We start from the raw sequence: 20218 nt of genomic DNA, 5'->3' as shown, positions 1-20218 counted from the left end.
ATCGGCGAATTGGTGAGCGGAAGAATAGCGCCGTGGGCGCGATGCGCAAAGCGTCGTCGCACAGTCGGTAGCGGCCCCGATGCAATCACATGGGGGCCGCAGTCGCGGTTCTCAAGATAGCAAGCTGCCACGCAGCGAATGCGGCAGCGCGTCGTCGATGTGTACCTCGACGAACTGGCCGATGAGCCGGGGGTTGTCGCAGCGGAAATTGACGATGCGATTGTGCTCGGTACGGCCCTGCAGCATGCCCGGGTCCTTCTTCGAGTAGTCGCTGACGAGGATGCGCTGGGTGGTGCCGACCATCCGTCGGCTGTTTTCGAAACCCTGCTGGTTGATGCGCTGCTGGAGGATCGCCAGGCGCTGCTTCTTCACTTCATCCGGGGTATCGTCGACCAGGTCCGCGGCCGGGGTGCCGGGGCGCGAGCTGTAGACGAAGGAGTAGGAGAAGTCGAAGCCGACGTCCTCGATCAGCTTCATGGTCTGCTCGAAGTCCTTGTCGGTCTCGCCGGGGAAGCCGACGATGAAGTCCGAGCTGATCAGGATGTCCGGTACCGCTGCCTTGAGCCGGCGGATGCGCGACTTGTACTCCAGCGCGGTGTGGTTGCGCTTCATCGCCGCGAGAATCCGGTCGGAACCGGCCTGCACCGGCAGATGCAGGTATTTCACCAGCTGCGGGATGTCGGCATGGGCCTGGATGATGGCGTCGGAGAACTCCAGCGGGTGGCTGGTGGTGTAGCGGATGCGGCCGATGCCCTCGACGGCTGCGACCGCGTGCAGCAGGTCGGCGAAGTCATGCCCGTCGTGGCGATAGCCGTTGACGTTCTGCCCCAGCAGGGTGACTTCCTTCACGCCGTTCTCGGCCAGGTGGACGATTTCTGCCAGTACGTCGGCCAGCGGCCGGCTGACTTCCTCGCCACGGGTGTAGGGCACCACGCAGAAGGTGCAGTACTTGCTGCAACCTTCCATGACCGAGACGAAGGCGCTGGGGCCGTCGACACGCGGTTCGGGCAGGCGGTCGAACTTCTCGATCTCGGGGAAGGAGATATCCACCTGCGGTTTCCTGGTGGTGCGCGCGGCGTCGATCATCTCTGGCAGGCGATGCAGCGTCTGCGGACCGAAGACCACGTCGACGTATGGGGCGCGGTCGCGAATGGCCGCGCCTTCCTGGCTGGCCACGCAGCCGCCGACGCCGATTACCAGCTGCGGGTTGTCCTGTTTCAGTTCACGCCAGCGACCCAGCTGCGAGAAGACCTTTTCCTGGGCCTTTTCGCGGATCGAGCAGGTGTTGAGAAGGATCACGTCGGCTTCTGCCGGGTTCTCGGTGATTTCCATGGCCTGGTGTTCGCCCAGCAGGTCCACCATGCGCGAGCTGTCGTACTCGTTCATCTGGCAGCCATGGGTTTCGATGAAAAGCTTGCGGGTCATGTTACGGGCCGGCGTTGTGCAAAAAATGACCGGCGATTATATGCCCACGGCCGGGCAGGGGAAAGCGCGGACGGATGATGCAGGGTTCTGCCGGTGTTCAGGGGACCAGCGGTGCGTCGCCGGCCTGCAGTTGCATCAGGTAGTCTCGGAAGATCTGGCCGAGCACCTGTGTCGCGATTTCCAGCTCGTCGCGGCGCATCTGGCCGGACACGCGATCAGCGGTGTCCAGCGCTTCGTCCTCGCCGTTGACGGCTGCCATCTTCAGCACGATGTAGGCCTGCACGTTGTTGGCCTTGACGCCTTCGCCCCGGAAGAACATCACGCCCAGCCGGTGCTGCGCCGCTGCATGGCCATGCAGCGATGCCTGCTCGAACCAGTACAGTGCCTTGGCCAGGTCACGCGGTGCGCGCTTGCCGTCGTAATGGAATTCGCCCAGTTCGTAGGCGGCCTGCACGTCGCCTTCACTGGCGGCCTGCTGGCAGTCGCGCAGGGCGTCGGGCAGCTCCTCGGGAAGCGTATCCAGCGCGCAGCGGGCAGTCGCCGGGATCAGCAGGGTGTTCCCGCCGGCCATGGCCGTGAGAGGCGAGAGAAGCAGCAGACAGCCCAAAGACAGGATGCGGCCGGTGCGGATCATGAAATCTGGCGCCTCGAGGAGCAGGGCGGTAATGAAAAGGCTGGAACGAGCCAGCCGTCACATTATGGATAAGCTGCAGTCTGCTTACAAAGCCTTTAACCACCTGCCATCGGCTTTTTATGCGAGCGCCTGATGTTCCTCGCGCACGCTGCCCGGTAATCGCACCAGCAGGACCGCCAGCAATGGGCTGGCGATGGCCAGCAACAGCGGGCGCAGCTCGCCGAACGGGTTGCTCAGCGGCAGACTTTGCGGCAGCGGCGCCGTGCCCAGCAGCAGGACGCCAGCCGCCACGCCAGCGGCGCAGGGCAGGCTCGCCGGCCATTGCAGCGCGCCAGCGTAGACCAGCAGCAGCGCGCTGGCCAGCGTCAGGCCGAGCGCGTAGGGCTCGCTCCAGCCGAGTTGGCGCGCCAGTTCGAAGAACACGCACAGCCCGAGGATCACCCGGCCCCAGTTCGGACGGCTCCAGGCCCAGCGCCGCGCCAGGGTCAGCGCCGCCAGGGCGATCAGCGGCAGGCCGAGCAGCAGGCTGGCGCGCTCAAGCCACTGACGGGCCTGCTCGAGGTCGATGCCGATCAGGCCAGCGGCGCCGCATGCACCACTGGCCGCGGTCAGGATGAAGCCGAGCAGCGCGCCGAACAGTGCCGGCTGATCCGCTTCGCCGTAGTGCCGTCGGCTGCGGCCGAGCAGCAGCGCGCTGGCGCCGGCAGTCAGCGTCAGCAGGATGAGCTGCAGCAACTCCATCGTCGGGCTCACTTCAGCCTGGCGAAGGCGCGTTCGGCCGCGTCCAGGGTGATCGCCAGCTCGGCATCGCCGTGGGCGATGGAGGTGAAGCCCGCCTCGAATGCGCTCGGAGCGAGGTAGACGCCGCCTTCGAGCATCAGGTGGAAGAAGCGCTTGAAGCGATCGGCATCGCTGGCCATGACATCGGCGAAGGTGACGATGTCATCGGCGCCGCTGAAGTACAGACCGAACATGCCGCCGACCTGGGTGGTGACGAAGGGGATGCCGGCGGCATCGGCGCGGTCCTGCAGACCTTGCAGCATGCGACTGGTGTAGGCGCTCAGCTCGTCGTGGAAGCCGGGGCGGCTGATCAGGCCCAGCGTGGTCAGGCCGGCAGCCATGGCCAGCGGATTGCCCGACAGGGTGCCGGCCTGGTAGACCGGGCCGAGTGGCGCGATTCGCTCCATGATGGCGCGCTTGCCACCGAAGCAGCCGACCGGCATGCCGCCACCGATGATCTTGCCGAAGGTGGACAGGTCCGGCGTCACGCCGTAGTAAGCCTGGGCGCCGCCGAGGGCGACGCGGAAACCGGTCATCACCTCGTCGAAGATCAGCACCACGCCGTGGGCGTCGCACAGGCTGCGCAGGCCTTCGAGGAAGCCGGGCGCCGGCGGCACGCAGTTCATGTTGCCGGCCACCGGCTCGACGATGATGCAGGCAACCTGCTCGCCCTTTTCCTTCAGCGTGGCTTCGACTTCGGCGAGGTCGTTGTAGGCCAGGGTCAGGGTGTGCTTGGCGAAGTCCGCCGGCACCCCGGCCGAGCTCGGTACGCCCTGGGTCAGGGCGCCGGAGCCGGCCTTCACCAGCAGGCTGTCGGAGTGGCCGTGGTAGCAGCCTTCGAACTTGATGATGGCATCGCGGCCGGTGTAGCCACGGGCCAGGCGGATGGCGCTCATGGTCGCTTCGGTACCGGAGCTGACCATGCGCACCATCTCCATCGACGGCACCAGGCGGCAGACCAGTTCGGCCATCTCGGTTTCCATGGCGGTCGGCGCGCCGTAGGACAGCCCGTGTTCGAGCTGGCGGCGCACGGCATCGAGCACCTCAGGATGGCTGTGGCCGAGAATCATCGGGCCCCAGGAGCCGACGTAGTCGACGTAGCGCTTGTCATCCTCGTCGATCACATAGGCGCCGGCGGCGTGCTTGAGGAACAGCGGGGTACCGCCGACGCTGCGAAAGGCACGAACGGGGGAATTGACGCCGCCCGGGATGTGGGTCTGGGCGCTGGCGAAAAGGGTTTCGGAACGGGACATGCGGGCCTCGCGGAGCAGGGGCTGACCGCCGTGCGGCGGGTCAGCCATGGCGGAATCAGGGGGTGTTGAACAGCTGGCTGAACGCTCGCGCACGGCGTTCGACCTCGGCGGCGTTGTCGGCGCCGAACAGGGCATGGACCACGGCGATCATCTGCACGCCGTCGGCGATCAGCGAAGGGGCCGTGTCCAGCGTGATGCCGCCGATGGCGACGATGGGCAGGCCGATGCGTGCGCGGGCTTCACGCAGCAGCTCGCGGTCAGCCGATGGCGCACCGGGTTTGGTGTGCGATTGGAAGAAGCGACCGAAGGCGACATAACTGGCGCCTTCGCGTGCAGCCTGCTCGGCCAGGCCCAGTTGCGCGTGGCAGGTCGCGCCGATCAGCGCCTGGCGGCCGAGCAGGGCCCGTGCGACGGCCAGCGAGCCATCCTCCTGGCCCAGGTGCAGGCCGACGCCGAGGCGTGCAGCCAGTTCGGCGTCGTCGTTGACGATCAGTTGCGCCCCGTAGCGGGCGCAGAGTTCCTGCAGCGCATCCGCTTCACGTAGCCGACGGGCCTCGTCGCTGGACTTGTCGCGGTACTGCAGCAGCCGCGCGCCACCTTTCAAGGCGGCTTCGACGTAAGGCAACAGGCGCCCGTCCGCCAGCAGCTTGCTGTCGGTGATGGCGTAAAGGCCGCGCAGGCGAGTCGAATCCTTCATGCGCTGCTCTCCTCTCAGACGAGGTCCAGGGGCAGGCGCCGCGGGACGAATTGCCCGTGACCGGGCGCCTCGGCATCGCGCAGGGTGCGCCAGGTGTAATCGAGTGCCGACCTGACCGCGCTGGTCAGTTCCTCACCCAGTGCCAGGCGACCGGCCAGGGTGCTGGCCAGCGTGCACCCGGAGCCGTGATAGCTGCCCGGCAGGCGTGCGCAGGTGAAATCGTGGCGACTGCCATCGCGACAATACAGACGGTTGTGCACTTCGCTTTCGTCGCCGTGCCCGCCGGTGATCAGCAGGTGGCGGATATGCGGCAGCAGGCGTTCGGCGCACTGGTCGGCACTGCCGTCGGGCAGTTCGGCGAGGATGCGTGCTTCCGGCAGGTTGGGCGTGGCGATGGTGGACACCGGGAACAGCCGCTCGCGCATCGCATAGCCGACGTCGTCCTTGCCCAGTGCGCCGCCGCCGCCGGCACGCAGCACCGGGTCGCAGACCAGCGGTACGCCGGGCAGCCTGGTCATGATCTCGAGAACGGTCTCGACCATTTCCACCGAGCCGAGCATGCCGAGCTTGACGGCCGCGATCGGCATGTCGGCGATCACTGCGTTGGCCTGGGCGAGCACCCATTCGCGGTCGAGCACGCGGAAATCGGTGACATTGACGGTGTCTTGCACGGTCAGCGCGGTAACGGCCGGCGCGGCGTGGCAGGCCTGCGCGAGCAGGGCTTCGATGTCCGCCTGCAGGCCGGCACCGCCGCTGGGGTCATGGCCGGAAAGACAGAGGACGACAGGTCGTGAGGTAGGCTTTTTCATGGCGTGCGAGCTTATCACCAAACGATGGCGGCGGGACGTGGCAGTTGTATGTCGATCACCAGCGTAGCGCCCTCCGACTTCGGCCGGGCTGTCGTTTCGCATTCGCCTCCTGCGACTGGCGCCGACGCTGTGGTAGATTGCTGGCACTTTGATTTTCGGACTGAGCGGCGGGGTTCACGGGGGGTGGGCTCGCATTCGCCGCCTGGCCTGCACGGGGCATCATGCGCTACCTCTTCCTCTTCATCCTGGCTTGGTTGCCGGCCATGGCCGTTGCTGTGGAGTTCGACGAGCATACTCGTCATCTGCCGCTCGGGCAGGTCATGCGGGTGTTCGAGGATCCGCTCGGCGAGGCGCGGATAGAGGACGTCGTCTCGCCTGCCTTGGACAAGCGCTTCCAGCCTAATCGGCATGCCGTGTTCAATGCCGGCTATTCCCGTTCCGCATACTGGGTGCGGATCGATCTGAACTACCGGCCACAGGCCGCGCATGGATCGAAACGCTGGTTGCTGGAGGTTGCCTATCCGCCGCTGGACAGCCTGCAGCTCTACCTGCCCGATGGCCGGGGCGGCTATCGCCTGGCCGGCGACACCGGTGACATCCGGCCCTGGGCCAGCCGCGAGATCGGCCAGAGCAATTACCTGTTCGAAGTCGAGTTGCCGGCCAACCAGCCGCAGCGCCTGTACTTGCGCGTGCAGAGCGAAGGCTCGATCCAGGTGCCACTGAGCCTCTGGTCGCATCACGGCTATCTCGAAGCGCAGCCGGGACGGGTCTATGTGCTGGGCATGATCTACGGCGTGCTGCTGGCGATGCTGGTCTACAACCTGTTCATCTATATCAGCATCCGCGATCCCAGCTACCTGTTCTACATCCTCTACATCGCCGCGTTCGGCCTCTATCAGGTTTCGGTGAACGGTGCCGGCGTGCAGTTTCTCTGGCCCGATCGCTCGTGGTGGGCCAATGCCGCGACACCGCTGCTGATTGGTGCCACCGGGCTGTTCGGCTGTCTTTTCACCCGCAGCTTCCTGCGTACTGCAGAGCACAGCCGTCGGATCGACCGGCTGCTGCAGGTGATGATCGGCTTTTCGGTCGTGGTGATGGCGCTCGCGCTGGCCACGGACTATGGCGTGGCGCTGCGCCTGGCCACGGTCCTCGCGCTGCTCTTCACCCTGGCCGTGTTTGCCGCCGGCATCCTGGCATGGTTGCGTGGCATGCGCGTGGCGCGCTACTTCATCATCGCCTGGAGTGCGCTGCTGGTCGGCGGGCAGATCAACACGCTGATGGTGCTGGGTTACCTGCCGCACAACTTCCTGACGATGTACGCCAGCCAGTTGGGCGCCGCGCTGGAAGTGGTCCTGCTGTCCATGGCGCTGGCCGACCGCATCAACGCACTCAAGGACGAGCGCGCGCTGATCCTGGAGACTGCGCGTGCCGAACTGGAGCAGCTCAACCGCGAGCTGGCCGAGAGCAACCGGCTCAAGGACGAATTCCTCTCCAACATCAGTCATGAACTGCGCACGCCAATGATGGGTGTAATGGGCGCGCTCGAGCTGCTGCCTGCCTCGGAATCGCCGGACGAACTGCGGCAGTATCAGCACATCGCCACCGGCTCGGCGCGCGACATGATGCGCCTGATCAACAATATCCTGGCGCTCAGCGAGCTGCGCGCCGGCAAGTTGCGGCCGAATATCGGCGCGTTCAGCTTGCGCCAGTTGGTCGTGCGCCTGCAGCGGCAGTTTGCTCCGCAGGCCCATGACAAGGGGCTGGCTTTCGACGTGGAGCTCGACAACAGCCTCCCCGAACGGGTATTCGGCGATGGCGAGAAGCTCGAGCAGAGCCTGACCCATCTGCTCGACAACGCCATCAAGTTCACCTCCCGCGGGGCCGTGACGCTGCGCTTCAGCGGGGCGCAGGAGCAGCAGCACCTGCTGCTGCAGGTCGAAGTCATCGACAGCGGAATCGGCCTCAGTGATGCCGATCAGGCCTACCTCTACCATCAGTTCCGTCAGGTGGACGGCTCCATGACCCGACGCTATGGCGGCCTCGGCATCGGGCTGGCAATCAGCCAGGGCCTGCTGGAGATGCTGGGCGGGCGGCTCGACCAGCAATCGCGTCCGGGCTTGGGCAGTCGCTTCTGCGTGCGCGTCCGCCTGGCGCTCATCGAGCCGCCCCGGGCGATTGCCTGAGGCGCGGCCCTTTTGGCCGATACCCCGCTTCAATCCCCGCGCCGGAGCGTGTTTCACTGCTGATCCAGCGCGCGGCCGTCTGCGAGCGGCACTTGCCGACTACGCTTGCTGACAGCCGCCGCACCGCTATCGAAGGAGGATGCCCGGATGAACCTGCAGAGCTGCGCCGAAACCCACGAGGTCACCAACCAGGTGCCACCCCTCGATGGCACCAACCTCTACCGCATCGACCTGCCGCTGCAGCAATGGGTGCAGCGCTACCACGCCGGCTGGGCGCAGGATCGCCTGGATGCCTACGGCGCGCTCGCCGGTGGAGCGCTGATGCAGGCCGGCTTTCTCGCCAACGAGAACAAACCGCTGTTCAGGAGCCACGACCGCTACGGCCATCGCATCGACCTGGTGGAGTTTCACCCGGCCTACCACGAACTGATGCGCACGGCCGTCGAGCACGGCATTCCCTCGCTGCCCTGGAGCGAGCCGCAGCCCGGCGCCCAGGTGGCACGTGCCGCCTTGATGTACCTGCACAACCAGGCCGAGGCCGGCAGCAGCTGTCCGCTGACCATGACCTACGCCAGCGTGCCGGCGCTGCGCCTGCAGCCGGATCTCGCCGAGCGCTGGCTGCCGAAGATCCTCGCCCGTGAATACGACCCGCGCAACCTGCCTATGGAGCAGAAGGCCGGCGTCACCATCGGCATGGCCATGACCGAGAAGCAGGGCGGCACCGACGTGCGCGCCAACAGCACCCGCGCCTTCCCGGTCGGCGCGGGCGGGCCGGGGCAGGCCTACGAACTGGTCGGCCACAAGTGGTTCTGCTCGGCGCCCATGTGCGACGCCTTCCTCACCCTGGCGCAGACCGACAAGGGACTGTCCTGCTTCCTGCTGCCACGCCACCGGCCGGACGGCACGCGCAACGCGTTCTACATCCAGCGCCTGAAGAACAAGCTGGGCAACTGGGCCAACGCCTCCAGCGAAGTCGAGTACCGCGGTGCGCTGGCCTGGATGGTCGGCGAGGAAGGCCGTGGCGTGCCGACCATCATCGAGATGGTCTCATCGACCCGCTTCGACTGCATGATCGGTTCCAGCTCGCTGATGCGTCAGGCGCTGACCCAGGCCATGCATCATTGCGCGTACCGCATGGTCGGTGGCCGGGCCCTGATCGAACAGCCGCTGATGCGCAACGTACTCGCCGATCTCGCCCTGGAGAGTGAAGCGGCGCTGGCGCTGACCCTGCGCATGGGGCGCGCCCAGGACAACCGCCACGACGAGCACGAAGACAAGTTCGCCCGGCTGGTCACCGCGGTCGGCAAGTACTGGATCTGCAAGCGCGCGCCGAGCATGATCGCCGAAGCCAGCGAGTGCCTGGGCGGTGCCGGCTATGTCGAGGACACCATCCTGCCACGGCTGTACCGCGAAGCGCCGGTCAACTCCATCTGGGAAGGCTCCGGCAACGTGCAGTGCCTGGACGTGCTGCGCGCCCTGTCGAAGGAGCCCGGCGTGCTCGAAGTGCTGTTCGCCGAACTCGGCGACGGCCATGGCGATGTGCGACTCAAGGCGCACATCCAGCGCCTGAAAGACGCCTTCCGCGACACCGACGACATCCAGTACCGCGCCCGCCAACTCACCGAAGACGTCGCCGTTGGCCTGCAGGCCAGGCTGCTGCTTGAAGCGGGCAACGCCGCCGTCGCGGACGCCTTCATCGCCAGCCGGCTGGAAGGACATGGATGTGCCTACGGGACGCTGCCGCGGGGGTTGCAGGTGCAGGAAATTCTGACGCGCTCAGCCGCCAACTGACCGTATCGCCGCTTCGGTAGTTTTTTAAGAGCTGAAATGGCACCGTCGAATCAGTAGGTTACGATTGGTGTTCCCCGCAGGCGCGGGGATGAACCGAGTCCCGTCCGTTGATTTCAGCTGGCGAGTTCGTGTTCCCCGCAGGCGCGGGGATGAACCGCGCCCGGTTATCGGTATCGACTACGGTACCCAGGGGGATGAGCTGGACCTCAATCGTCGCCAGGTTGGCCTGTTCATAACGCGGGTTAACCGAGTGTGCTCCGAACGCGGAAGCCCTCGTATGCCGGGATAATCAGACTGGCTCGCTCGGTAGAACCATTGAGCGGCGTCTCCGGCAGCGATAGATATGGCCAGATTTGCTACATATCGGGGCGCTCATCCGATGCGCGGTTGGCTTGCCGTCGGAACGGACAGTCAGTGCGCGCATATGGAATATCGACGCCCTGGCCTTGCTAGCCAAAAGCACCTGCGTGCCCCTGTCATAGCAAAAACTTTACCTGTCCGCCCATACAGGCCTTTTAAGCGCGGCATGATGCGTGGTTAGCTGTAGATAGCTATTTGATATTGAGGCGGGATATGCACAAGGCGTGCTCGTTCAAGTTCTCAGGGCTGTCGGGGCCAGCTAGAACGCTTTGGGCTAAGAGCGGCGAACCGACCGGTCACGGTTTGTTAGCCCATCTGCTCGATGTCGCGGCTGTCGTCGAGGCGCTGTTTGCGTTGGAGCCTCCTGCCACTTTGAGTTGGGCTGCGCAACAATTCGGCTTGCCGCATGCGGTCCTGTCACGCTGGATTGCGGCATTGGCGGGTTTGCATGATTTCGGCAAAGCGATTCCGGGTTTCCAGGTTAAATGGCCCGAAGGCATGCAAGCTGATCTGGCGTGTGGCCTAGGTTTTTCGCCAACTGCGTGCCGCAAGGATCGACATGATCTGGCCACGGCGGCACTGCTTGCTCGTGACCTATACGGTCTGGATGTAGCGGACGCTGGTTGGCTATGCCACGCCGTGCAGGCCGTCAGTGCTCACCATGGCTACCATTTTCTCGCCGACGAAACGAACCAGGGCGGCCCCGCGAGCGAGCCCCCCGAATGGGGCAAGGCGCGACAAGAGATTCTCGATTGTTTCTGGCATACCGTTGCGCCTGATCAACGCCCCAGAGCTGACGAGCTTTCATTGCCTGCGGTGAACTGGCTGGCCGGCTTGACCAGCGCCGCCGACTGGGTCGCCTCGAATCCCGAGTGGTTCGCGCTGGGCCAGCGCGGCTTCGATGAGCTAGACGCCTACTACCAGAACGCATTCCGCTTGGCGCGCCTCGCCTTGGCGCAAATTGGCTGGCGCGCCTTCAGGCCGCTGCTCGACCGGTCAGCAGGTGTGGATGAGCTATTGGGCAGGGTCGTCGCCCGACCGGGATTGAGCGCACGCGCCTTGCAGCGGTCCGGTGACCGCCTGCTGCAAGGCGTACAAGGCCCCGCCCTGGTTTTGGTTGAAGCCCCCATGGGAGAGGGCAAGACCGAGCTCGCCTTTCTCGCGCACTTGCGTTTGCAGGCGGCCAATGGACATAGGGGCTTGTATATGGCGCTACCAACCCAGGCAACCGGCAACGCGCTGTTCAAGCGGGCTCTGACTTTTCTCGAGCAGTTCACCGAAGGCCCGCTGGACGTGCAACTGGTCCACGGCGGCGCTGCGATGAACGCGGATGTCCAGCACCTGCGTGGTATCGCTGATGATCCTCAGGAAAGCTTGTCGGCTTCGGCCTGGTTCTCCCAGCGCAAACGGCCCCTGCTGTCGCCCTATGGGGTGGGCACGGTCGATCAGGCTTTGTTCGGCGTGCTCAACGTCAAGCACCACTTCGTTCGCCTGTGGGGCCTGGCCAACCGGGTCGTGGTGCTGGACGAAGTGCATGCCTACGACACCTACACCAATGGCCTGATTGTTGCCCTGATACGCTGGCTCAAGGCGCTGGGCTGCTCGGTGGTGCTGATGAGCGCGACCCTGCCCCTAGCCCGACGAGAGGAGCTGTTGCGCGCCTGGGGCGTTACCGATGGTGTGCCTGAATTGGCCTACCCGCGTGTGTTGATGGCGGATGATGACGGGGTGCGCGGCGAGCACTTCGGCGCTCGCTCCTTGGCACCTATCCATCTGGCCGGGGTGGCCGAATCGATCGACGCGTTGGCCGATCAGGCAATCGGCTTATTGGATGCGGGCGGTTGTGGCGCGCTGATCGTCAACACAGTGGACCGCGCGCAGCGGCTCTACCGCTGCGTGCGAGAACGCCTGGGCGAAAGCTGTGAGCTGTTCCTTTTCCACGCACGCTATCCCGCCGATGCCCGAGCCGAGCGTGAACGCCAGGTGCTGACGGCGTTCGGCGATCAGGGTGAGCGGCCCTCGCGGGCGCTATTGATCGCTACGCAGGTTGCCGAGCAGTCACTGGACATCGATTTTGACTTCATGCTCAGCGACCTGGCCCCGGTCGACTTGCTGTTGCAGCGGGCCGGGCGGCTGCATCGGCACGATCGCCAGCGGCCTTCAGGTCACCGTATGCCCCGCCTCTGGGTGGCCGGGTTGCAGCGCGACAAGCTGCCGGATCTGAAGGAGACCGCCTGGGGCTACGTCTACGACCCGTACATCCTGCTGCGGACCTGGGCATTGCTGCGTGACGAACGCGAGCTCCAACTGCCTGCCGACATTGATCGCCTGGTACAGGCCGTATACGACGATGACGCGCTGCCGGCCGACCTCGAGGCTGCGGCGCGTGAGCAGATCGAGATCGAGTCCTACGGCGAATACCTGGCGCGTATTCAGAAGGAGCGTCGTGAGGCGCTTAACATCGCCATCGACCCGCGGGACGAGCCGCAGCGCGCCTATGACAACAAGCCGCGCGGCAACGAGGAGGGCGAGGGCACCGGGCTGGAAAACAAGACCCGTCTGGGCCGAGAGTCGATCACCCTGATTCCGGTCGAGTTGGCCGATGCCGGCTGGTGCATGCGTCCGAGTGAGGCGTCGTTCGCACCGGATCGGCTGCTGTCCGACGCGCTGGCGCGACACCTGTACGACCGGCAGTTGAAGGTGTCGCGCACGGCCTTGGTCAAGCGCTTCAAGTGCGACGAGTTGCCCGTTGCGTTCCAGCATCCGCTGCTTCGCAATTGTTATCCGTTGCCGCTGCGGCTAGGCCGTTACTCGCACGAGGGGCTTTGCCTGCAGCTGGATGATGAACTCGGGCTGGTTTACCTGCCCGTCGAAGGACCGAACGAGGAGATGGCATGAGCAAGGCGTTCTGCTTGCTGGACGAACCCTGGATGCCGGTACGCCTGGCTGACGGCAGCGTGGTCGAGCTGGGCTTGTTGGAGGTGTTCGAGCGCAGCGGGGAAATCGTCGCGCTGGCTGAGACGGCGCCGCCGAGCCTAGTGGCGCAGTATCGGCTGTTGCTGGCGATCACCCACCGCGCACTGACCAAAGCATTAGGCCAATGGCGCGACAAGGACCGGGTGCGCTGGTACCGCGAGGGCCTGCCTCTGGCCGATATCCGCGCATATCTGGAGGCATGGCGCGAGCGCTTCTGGCTGTTCCATCCCGAATACCCCTTTATGCAGGTTGCGGCATTGGCCTCGGCTGACGAAACCCGCGACAAGCGCAAGCCCTGGACGCAGATTTCCTTGGCCAGTGCCAATGGCAATACCCCGGTCGTGTTCGACCATGCCTGGGATGGCGCGCCCGAGCCGATCCGCCCGGCGGATGCGCTCGCTACCTTGCTCGGCTATTTGCAGTTCACGCCCGGCGGGCTGGTGAAGGTGTTGCGCGATGCGGACAAGGCCGGTGCATTGGTAAACACCGCTGCTGTCATGCCGGTCGGCAATACGTTGGCCGAGACATTGTGCCTTGCATTGCATCCAGCTCCCCGTGAAGGTGCTGCCCCCGATTTGCCGGGCTGGGAGCATGATGCGCCCACGATTGCGGCGCTGCGCGGCGATCCGGTTCTGGCCAGCGGCCCGAATGACCGCTACACCCGGCTGAGCCGGGCTGTCCTGTTGTGCGAAGAAGCGCAGGGCCATGTTTGCTGGATCCGCTTCGCGGCAGGCCTGGCCCTGGGTGAAGATGCCAATGCACCAGACCCCATGGCGAGCTTTCGTGCCGGTAGCAACGGGTTGGTTCGGCTGACGTTCGTGGACGGCCGGGCGCTATGGCGGGACCTGCCGGCGTTGCTGCCGAGCGCTGGTGCCAGTACTCAGGCAGCCGCGGTTGTGCAATACGCCGTCGGCCTGCATCAACAGCTAAACCCCTTCGAAAGCGTCCATCAGCCCTTGCTGGTCGCCGGGCTTGCCAGCGACCAGGCCAAGCTCTTGCGTTGGCGCATGGAGCAAATTCGGCTGCCCGCAAACCTTCTGCTGGATGCCCGCAAAGCGCTGCACCTTCGGGAACAGGTCGCCATTGCTGAAACGCTCTTCACCGAAATCAAGCGACTGTCGGTCGGCCTGGTTGCCGCGACGCTGCCTGATTCAAAGAGCAAGGACACCCGGGCGCGCGCCCGTAGCATGGTCGACGCCGGCTCGCTGGCATCGACCTACTTCGCCCAAGCGCAGCGCAGCGTGGACCCATTGCTACAGCTGATTGCCACCGGCCAGACGGAGGACGCCGACGTGCTCTGGAGGGGCGCCCTGCGTCGCGCTGCCGAGCAAGCCTGGAGCGAAGTGCTCACAGGGCTTGGCAGCTCGATCCAGGCCATACGAGCCGATGCGCGCTATTGGCCGCGCTTCTGCGGGCTTCTGAACTGCCAACTCTCCCGTATTGATCACCTCACGTCAGACAAGGAGGCCGCCTCGTGAGCGACCATACCGAACAATTCATCGCCTATCTGCTGGCACTCAAGGAGCGCGATCGCGGCGCGCTTGCCGCGTTGCGTCACAGCCTGGCCTTCGAGCCAGGCACCTACCCCAAGGCGTTTCCCTACGTTGAGCGCTTCGCCGGCAACGCCGCGCACGAGCGTGATGCAAGGCGTCTGGCGCTGTATGCGGTCGCCGGGCTTTTTGCTCGTCATCCGCAGCAGGCGTCGCAGAGTCTGGCCTCGGCATTGGGTGAGCTACAGCTTCGCCGCGGCAGCACCAGTATTGAGGGCCGCTTCATTGCCCTGTTGGGGGCGGACGCGGAAAATATTGTCGAGTACCTGCGCCAGGCCATCAGCCTGTTGGTGGCTGATGGCATCGGCTGCGACTACGCGCAGCTGCTCAAAGATCTCTCCCAGTGGATGAACCCTGCCACCGATCCAAGTCGCCTGCGGCAGCGCTGGGCCCGCGACTACTACCGCGCCGCCGGGGCGGCAACCTCAGACACATCCGATAATGAGTAAAGGAAGACCGATCCATGAGCCTGTTTCTCGAGTTCCATCTGATCCAAAACTTTGCCCCGTCCAATCTCAACCGTGACGATACTGGCGCGCCCAAGGATGCGATTTTCGGTGGGCAGCGCCGGGCACGCGTCAGCAGCCAATGCTTCAAGCGTGCGGTGCGCCTAGCTGCTAGTCAGCACGATCTCTTGCCCGAGGCGAATCGTGGCGTCCGCACCAAGAAGCTAAAGGCCCTATTACTCGAACGTCTGACCGAGCGTGACTCTGAGCAGGCTGAAGCCAAGATTGAAGTGGCGCTGGCGGCTGCGGGGCTTAAGCTCAAAGACAATGGCAAGACTGAATATCTGTTGTTCTTGGGTGAGGGTGAAATAACGGCCTTCGCACGCCTGATCGAGCAGCACTGGGATGAGCTGCCGGCCGGCAGCGACAAGAAGAGCAAAAAGGATGCAAAGGCGGGCCTGCCTGCGGAAATCGTGAGGAAGGCCAAGGCTTTGCTCGACGGTGGCAAAGCCGTTGACGTCGCGCTGTTCGGCCGCATGCTGGCCGATTTGCCTGCAGTCAACCAGGACGCCGCCTGTCAGGTTGCCCATGCCATCAGTACCCATCGTGTGGAGCGTGAGTTCGACTACTTCACTGCCGTGGACGACAAGGGTGATGAAGATGAGACCGGTGCCGGCATGATCGGCCAGGTGGAATTCAATTCGGCCACGCTGTATCGCTATGCCGTGCTCGATGTGCACAAACTGCTCGGTAACCTACAGCAGGACCGTGAGCTTGCGCTTTCGGCGGTCGAGGCATTCACCCGTGCACTGGTGCTGGCCATCCCGAGTGGCAAGCAGAACAGCTTCGCTGCGCATAACGCGCCGGAATTCATCGGAGTCTGCGTGCGCCACGCAACGCCGCTGAGCCTGGCCAATGCGTTCGAAAAGCCGGTGACTCCACGCCGCGACCGAGCTTTGACCGAGCAATCCGTCGAGCGTATGGCCGGTTATGAGGCCAAGCTCGCTGCGGTCTACGCGGCACCGGAAGACCGCTGGCTCGCGCTCGATCTCACCGGCTGCTGGCCGGCCGACAAGGGCGAGACCGCGTCCAATCTGGTCGCGCTAGCTCAGCGCGTGCGGGAGCTGGCCGCTGCCGAGCTGTCGGCATGAATATGGCTACCTTGCTTCTGCGCCTACAGGGGCCGATGCAGTCCTGGGGCACGACCAGCCGCTTCGATGAGCGCGATACCCAACTCGAGCCCTCCAAATCCGGCGTCCTCGGCCTGGTCTGTGCGGCGTTGGGTCGCGACCGCGCCGAGCCGGTGGACGACCTGGCGAGGTTGCGCATGGGCGTACGTGTCGAGCGCGAAGGTGTGCCAATGCGTGACTACCAGACCGCGACCGGCGTGGCGATCGCTTCGAGCGGCAAGGCAGATCTTGGGCGTACGGTAGTCAGCCCGCGTTTCTTCCTCTCGGATGCCGTATTTCTGGTGGGTCTGGAAGGCGAGCGCTACCTGCTCGAACAGCTCCATGCGGCGCTGGCGCACCCCGTCTGGCCACTGGCGCTGGGCCGCAAAAGTTTCGTTCCGTCGCTTCCGGTGTACCTGCCCGATGCGGTGCTAAATCAGCCTCTGGAAGCGGCGCTGGCCGAATGGCCATGCCTGCTGAGCGGCACGCTGCCGCAAGCACCCAGGCGCGTCCTGCTGGAACATGCGAGTGAAGGCAGCGTTCGTCTGGATCAGCCTGTCGCCTCTTTTATCGAGCGCCGCTTTGGGCCGCGTTACGTCAAGACGGAGTTGTTTTTTCAAAGGAGTGGCGCATGTATTTGACCCGTCTGCGGCTTGACCCACGTAGCGCCCAGGCGCGCCGTGACCTTGCCGATCCTTACGAAATGCACCGCACTCTGGTGCGCGCCTTCGTTCAGGATGGCGAACAAACGCCGCCACGCTTTCTCTGGCGCGGCGAGCCGACTTCGGCTTGGAGTGAACCTGTCGTGCTGGTGCAATCCGAAGAGGCGGCGCAGTGGTCGAGTCTCGAAGCTCTGCCGAATTACCTAAAGGGGGCCGTCGAGATGCTTGAGTGGCAACCTGAATCCAGCCTTCGTGTCGGCGAGCGCTTTCGCTTCCGGCTGTTTGCCAACCCCACGGTTACTCGCAATGGGAAACGGCTGGGGCTGATGGCTGAGGATGCGCAGCTTGCCTGGTTGGAAAGGCAGGGTGCACGCCTGGGGTTTTCTGTTGAGGCTGCGTTGGTCGCTGGCAGCGAACTGCTGCACAGTCGCAAGGGTAACAGCCGAATCAGCCTGCTCCGGGCTTGCTTCGAGGGGCGGCTCATAGTGGACGATACGGATGTGTTGGCGCGCGCAGTGAGGACTGGCATCGGGCCGGGCAAGGCGTTTGGCTGCGGCCTGCTCAGCCTCGGGCGGGGTTGATCCAGTAGAGTCGGTATTCACCGACCGGCAAGGAGCCTTTATGAAAGCCAAACTCCAAGTGCTCGATCAGCAGGTTGGCACCACCACCAGGGACGGCATCGAGTACATCAATATCACGGACATCGCCCGCTTCAAGAACAGCGAGAGGACCGATGACCTGATACGTAACTGGCTGCGCAACCGCAACACCATCGAGTTCCTCGGCATCTGGGAGCAGCTCAACAACCCTGCGTTTAAACCCGTCGAATTCGACGGGTTTAGAAAACAGGCTGGCTTGAACAGCTTCACTCTGACGCCCAAGCTATGGATCGAGCGGACCGGCGCCATCGGGCTGGTTTCCCGGGCCGGGCGCTATGGCGGGACCTTCGCTCAGAAGGACATCGCCTTCGAGTTCGCCAGCTGGGTTTCGGTAGAGTTCAAGCTTTACCTCATCAAGGAATTCCAGCGGCTCAAGGAACAGGAGTTCCAGCAACTGGGCTGGGATATTCGGCGCAACCTGGCCAAGGTCAATTACCTGATCCATACCGATGCCATTCGCGAAAACCTGATTCCGGACACCCTGACCCCACAGCAGACCAGCCAGGTCTATGCCAGCGAGGCCGACCTGCTTAACGTGACGCTGTTCGGCGTTACCGCGCGCGAGTGGCGGGATGCCAATCCGGCGCTCAAGGGCAATATCCGCGACCACGCCAACGTCCACCAGTTGGTCTGCCTGGCCAATCTGGAGGCGATGAACGCGCATTTCATCGAACAGGGCCTGGGCCAGGCCGAACGGCTGCAAAAGCTGAATGAACTGGCTATCCGGCAGATGCGAGTGCTCGTCGAGCAGGGACTTTCACGGCTGCCGACAGGCGAGGGCAAGTGACATGGCTTCGACCCTGTTGCCACCGCTCAAGCCGCTGCCCATGAAGGACTGCGTCTCGATGATCTTCGTCCGCTACGGGCAGATCGACGTGCTCGATGGCGCTTTCGTAGTGATTGATAAGAACGGCGTGCGCAAGCACATTCCGGTCGGCTCGGTCGCCTGCATCATGCTGGAACCAGGAACGCGCATCTCCCACGCGGCGGTGAATTTGGCTGCGATCGTCGGTACCTTGCTGGTCTGGGTGGGTGAATCCGGCGTGCGCCTTTATTCCAGTGGCCAGCCCGGCGGCGCGCGAGCCGACCGCCTGTTGTACCAGGCGAAGCTGGCACTGGATGATGACCTGCGGCTCAAGGTGGTGCGCAAGATGTACGAGGTGCGCTTTGGCGAGCCTGCGCCGGCCAGGCGAAGCGTCGAACAGTTGCGTGGTATCGAGGGCGCGCGCGTGAGGGGCACTTACAAGCTGCTGGCACAGCAGTACAAAGTGAACTGGCAAGCTCGGAACTACGACCGCAACCAGTGGGATGCGGCCGACATTCCCAACCGATGTCTGTCGGCGGCCACCGCTTGCCTCTACGGTATCACCGAGGCCGCCGTGTTGGCCGCCGGCTACGCGCCGGCCGTGGGCTTCATCCACACCGGCAAGCCACTGTCGTTCGTCTACGATATCGCCGATCTGTTCAAGTTCGAGACGGTAGTCCCGCTGGCCTTCCGCATCGCTGCCAAGTCGCCGGCCGAGCCCGAGCGGGAAGTGCGGCTCGCCTGCCGTGACCTGTTTCGCTCTGACAAGCTGCTGGCGCGGATCATCCCACTGATCGAAGACGTCCTGGCCTCTGGTGGCATCAGCCCGCCCGAGGCTCCGCCGGAGTCCGTCCCACCGGCTATCCCCAACCCGGACAGCCACGGCGACGCCGGTCACCGGGCGAAGTAAATGACCTTCCTTGTCGTGGTGACCGAGAACATCCCCCCGCGCCTGCGCGGCCGCCTGGCCATCTGGCTGCTGGAGGTACGAGCGGGTGTCTATATCGGCGACGTGTCGAAGCGCACCCGCGAAATGATCTGGCAGCACCTCGAAGCCGGCTGCGAGGACGGCAACGTGGTTATGGCCTGGGCCAGCAAGAGCGAGTCCGGTTACGACTTCCAAACCCTCGGTTCCAACCGCCGCGAACCCATCGACTACGACGGCCTGAGATTGGTCGCATTCCAGCCACCGCAAGGCTCCGATCTTTAACAAAAAGAATGGTAGATATTTTGTAGTCGATTTTCTTCTTGTAAGACAATCGGTTACGTTTGGTGTGTTCCCCGCGCCCGCGGGGATGAACCGCGCACGATCCGTCACAGATCGATTTCAAGTGGCGTGTTCCCCGCGCCCGCGGGGATGAACCGGCGCGCGAGATCGTCACCGGTGCGTTTGAGGCGTGTTCCCCGCGCCCGCGGGGATGAACCGCTGGTGACCGAGGAAAAGATCGGGCGAGCCAGGTGTTCCCCGCGCCCGCGGGGATGAACCGTTGCGTGACCGGATCAAACGTCAGGATATGCCGTGTTCCCCGCGCCCGCGGGGATGAACCGCCCGTCAATGGTCATAGCGCGCATTTTTGGCACGTGTTCCCCGCGCCCGCGGGGATGAACCGCCGTTCTGCACGGCGACTTCGTAGGCGCTGTCGTGTTCCCCGCGCCCGCGGGGATGAACCGCCCCGGTTGCGTTTGACCCGGACACCACAGCGGTGTTCCCCGCGCCCGCGGGGATGAACCGGCGAGATGGCCGGCACCGACACCGGCTATCAGGTGTTCCCCGCGCCCGCGGGGATGAACCGTCGAAGACATAGCAGAGATTTAGAAACGACTGGTGTTCCCCGCGCCCGCGGGGATGAACCGCTTGCAGGGCGACGACTTCAGCGCCGTCTTGGGTGTTCCCCGCGCCCGCGGGGATGAACCGACCATGACACAGAGCGAACTGAACGGAGTAGCGTGTTCCCCGCGCCCGCGGGGATGAACCGCCGCGCGCTCGGCTGGCGACAGGTTGTCCCACGTGTTCCCCGC

The 20218-nt window shown here is 64.6% G+C and carries 17 protein-coding genes and 1 CRISPR repeat array; of the genes, 11 read left to right on the top strand and 6 right to left on the bottom strand.

Translation table 11 applies throughout. The features are described 5' to 3' along the window. Positions 1-111: 111 nt before the first annotated feature. From miaB to B597_RS30500, 6 genes are all read right to left on the bottom strand, one after another. Positions 112-1425 carry a tRNA (N6-isopentenyl adenosine(37)-C2)-methylthiotransferase MiaB gene (miaB, locus tag B597_RS30525; protein ID WP_003297122.1) on the bottom strand — a complete coding sequence of 438 codons (1314 nt, stop codon included), beginning with the start codon at positions 1423-1425 and terminating at the stop codon, positions 112-114. 97 nt (positions 1426-1522) lie between these two features. Beyond that, positions 1523-2059, bottom strand: a complete 537-nt coding sequence (locus B597_RS30520; protein ID WP_003297121.1) for a tetratricopeptide repeat protein — start codon at positions 2057-2059, stop codon at positions 1523-1525. A gap of 117 nt (positions 2060-2176) precedes the next feature. Beyond that, positions 2177-2800 (bottom strand): hypothetical protein, encoded by a 624-nt coding sequence (locus tag B597_RS30515; protein WP_003297120.1) that lies wholly within the window; start codon positions 2798-2800, stop codon positions 2177-2179. Between the two features lie 8 nt (positions 2801-2808). Further along, entirely contained in the window at positions 2809-4092 is a 1284-nt protein-coding gene (gene hemL / locus B597_RS30510) for a glutamate-1-semialdehyde 2,1-aminomutase (protein ID WP_003297118.1), read from the bottom strand. Positions 4093-4147: 55 nt separating this feature from the next. Beyond that, positions 4148-4789 (bottom strand): thiamine phosphate synthase, encoded by a 642-nt coding sequence (thiE, locus tag B597_RS30505; RefSeq protein ID WP_003297117.1) that lies wholly within the window; start codon positions 4787-4789, stop codon positions 4148-4150. 14 nt (positions 4790-4803) lie between these two features. Next, positions 4804-5598, bottom strand: a complete 795-nt coding sequence (locus tag B597_RS30500; protein WP_003297116.1) for a hydroxymethylpyrimidine/phosphomethylpyrimidine kinase — start codon at positions 5596-5598, stop codon at positions 4804-4806. A gap of 221 nt (positions 5599-5819) precedes the next feature. Here B597_RS30500 and B597_RS0223185 point away from each other — a divergent pair, with 221 nt between their 5' ends. The 11 genes from B597_RS0223185 (at position 5820) to cas2e (ending at position 19409) form a co-directional block, all read left to right on the top strand. Then, positions 5820-7781 (top strand): sensor histidine kinase, encoded by a 1962-nt coding sequence (locus tag B597_RS0223185; RefSeq protein ID WP_003297115.1) that lies wholly within the window; start codon positions 5820-5822, stop codon positions 7779-7781. A 147-nt stretch (positions 7782-7928) separates the two neighbouring features. Continuing rightward, positions 7929-9572, top strand: coding sequence for an acyl-CoA dehydrogenase family protein (locus tag B597_RS30495; protein WP_024161805.1), 1644 nt, complete (start codon positions 7929-7931; stop codon positions 9570-9572). A gap of 573 nt (positions 9573-10145) precedes the next feature. Continuing rightward, positions 10146-12830, top strand: a complete 2685-nt coding sequence (locus B597_RS30490) for a CRISPR-associated helicase/endonuclease Cas3 (protein ID WP_024161804.1) — start codon at positions 10146-10148, stop codon at positions 12828-12830. After that, positions 12827-14386: a type I-E CRISPR-associated protein Cse1/CasA gene (gene casA, locus B597_RS30485; RefSeq protein ID WP_003297111.1), complete on the top strand. Its 1560-nt coding sequence runs from the start codon at positions 12827-12829 to the stop codon at positions 14384-14386. Before B597_RS30490 ends, casA begins: the two co-directional genes overlap by 4 nt. Continuing rightward, positions 14383-14907, top strand: a complete 525-nt coding sequence (gene casB, locus B597_RS30480; RefSeq protein ID WP_003297110.1) for a type I-E CRISPR-associated protein Cse2/CasB — start codon at positions 14383-14385, stop codon at positions 14905-14907. Before casA ends, casB begins: the two co-directional genes overlap by 4 nt. A gap of 14 nt (positions 14908-14921) precedes the next feature. Then, a complete protein-coding gene (cas7e, locus tag B597_RS30475; RefSeq protein ID WP_003297108.1) occupies positions 14922-16055 on the top strand; it encodes a type I-E CRISPR-associated protein Cas7/Cse4/CasC in 1134 nt (377 codons plus the stop codon). After that, a complete protein-coding gene (cas5e, locus tag B597_RS0223180; RefSeq protein ID WP_003297107.1) occupies positions 16052-16714 on the top strand; it encodes a type I-E CRISPR-associated protein Cas5/CasD in 663 nt (220 codons plus the stop codon). Before cas7e ends, cas5e begins: the two co-directional genes overlap by 4 nt. Continuing rightward, positions 16705-17316 (top strand): type I-E CRISPR-associated protein Cas6/Cse3/CasE, encoded by a 612-nt coding sequence (gene cas6e, locus B597_RS30470; protein WP_003297106.1) that lies wholly within the window; start codon positions 16705-16707, stop codon positions 17314-17316. Before cas5e ends, cas6e begins: the two co-directional genes overlap by 10 nt. A 40-nt stretch (positions 17317-17356) precedes the next feature. After that, on the top strand, positions 17357-18181 hold the full coding sequence (locus B597_RS30465) for a KilA-N domain-containing protein (RefSeq protein WP_003297105.1): 825 nt from the start codon (positions 17357-17359) through the stop codon (positions 18179-18181). 1 nt (position 18182) lies between these two features. Continuing rightward, on the top strand, positions 18183-19109 hold the full coding sequence (gene cas1e / locus B597_RS30460) for a type I-E CRISPR-associated endonuclease Cas1e (protein ID WP_003297104.1): 927 nt from the start codon (positions 18183-18185) through the stop codon (positions 19107-19109). Next, the gene (cas2e, locus tag B597_RS30455; RefSeq protein ID WP_003297103.1) at positions 19110-19409 is read left to right on the top strand and encodes a type I-E CRISPR-associated endoribonuclease Cas2e; all 300 of its coding nucleotides are present in this window, start codon (positions 19110-19112) and stop codon (positions 19407-19409) included. Positions 19410-19473: 64 nt separating this feature from the next. Beyond that, positions 19474-20175: a CRISPR direct-repeat array (repeat unit 29 nt; unit sequence GTGTTCCCCGCGCCCGCGGGGATGAACCG). Between the last annotated feature and the right edge of the window lie 43 nt (positions 20176-20218).

Source organism: Stutzerimonas stutzeri KOS6 (assembly GCF_000307775.2).
GTDB lineage: Bacteria > Pseudomonadota > Gammaproteobacteria > Pseudomonadales > Pseudomonadaceae > Stutzerimonas > Stutzerimonas stutzeri_B.
Note: the sequence above shows the minus strand (reverse complement) of the source record. Positions and strands in the feature narration are given on the sequence as shown.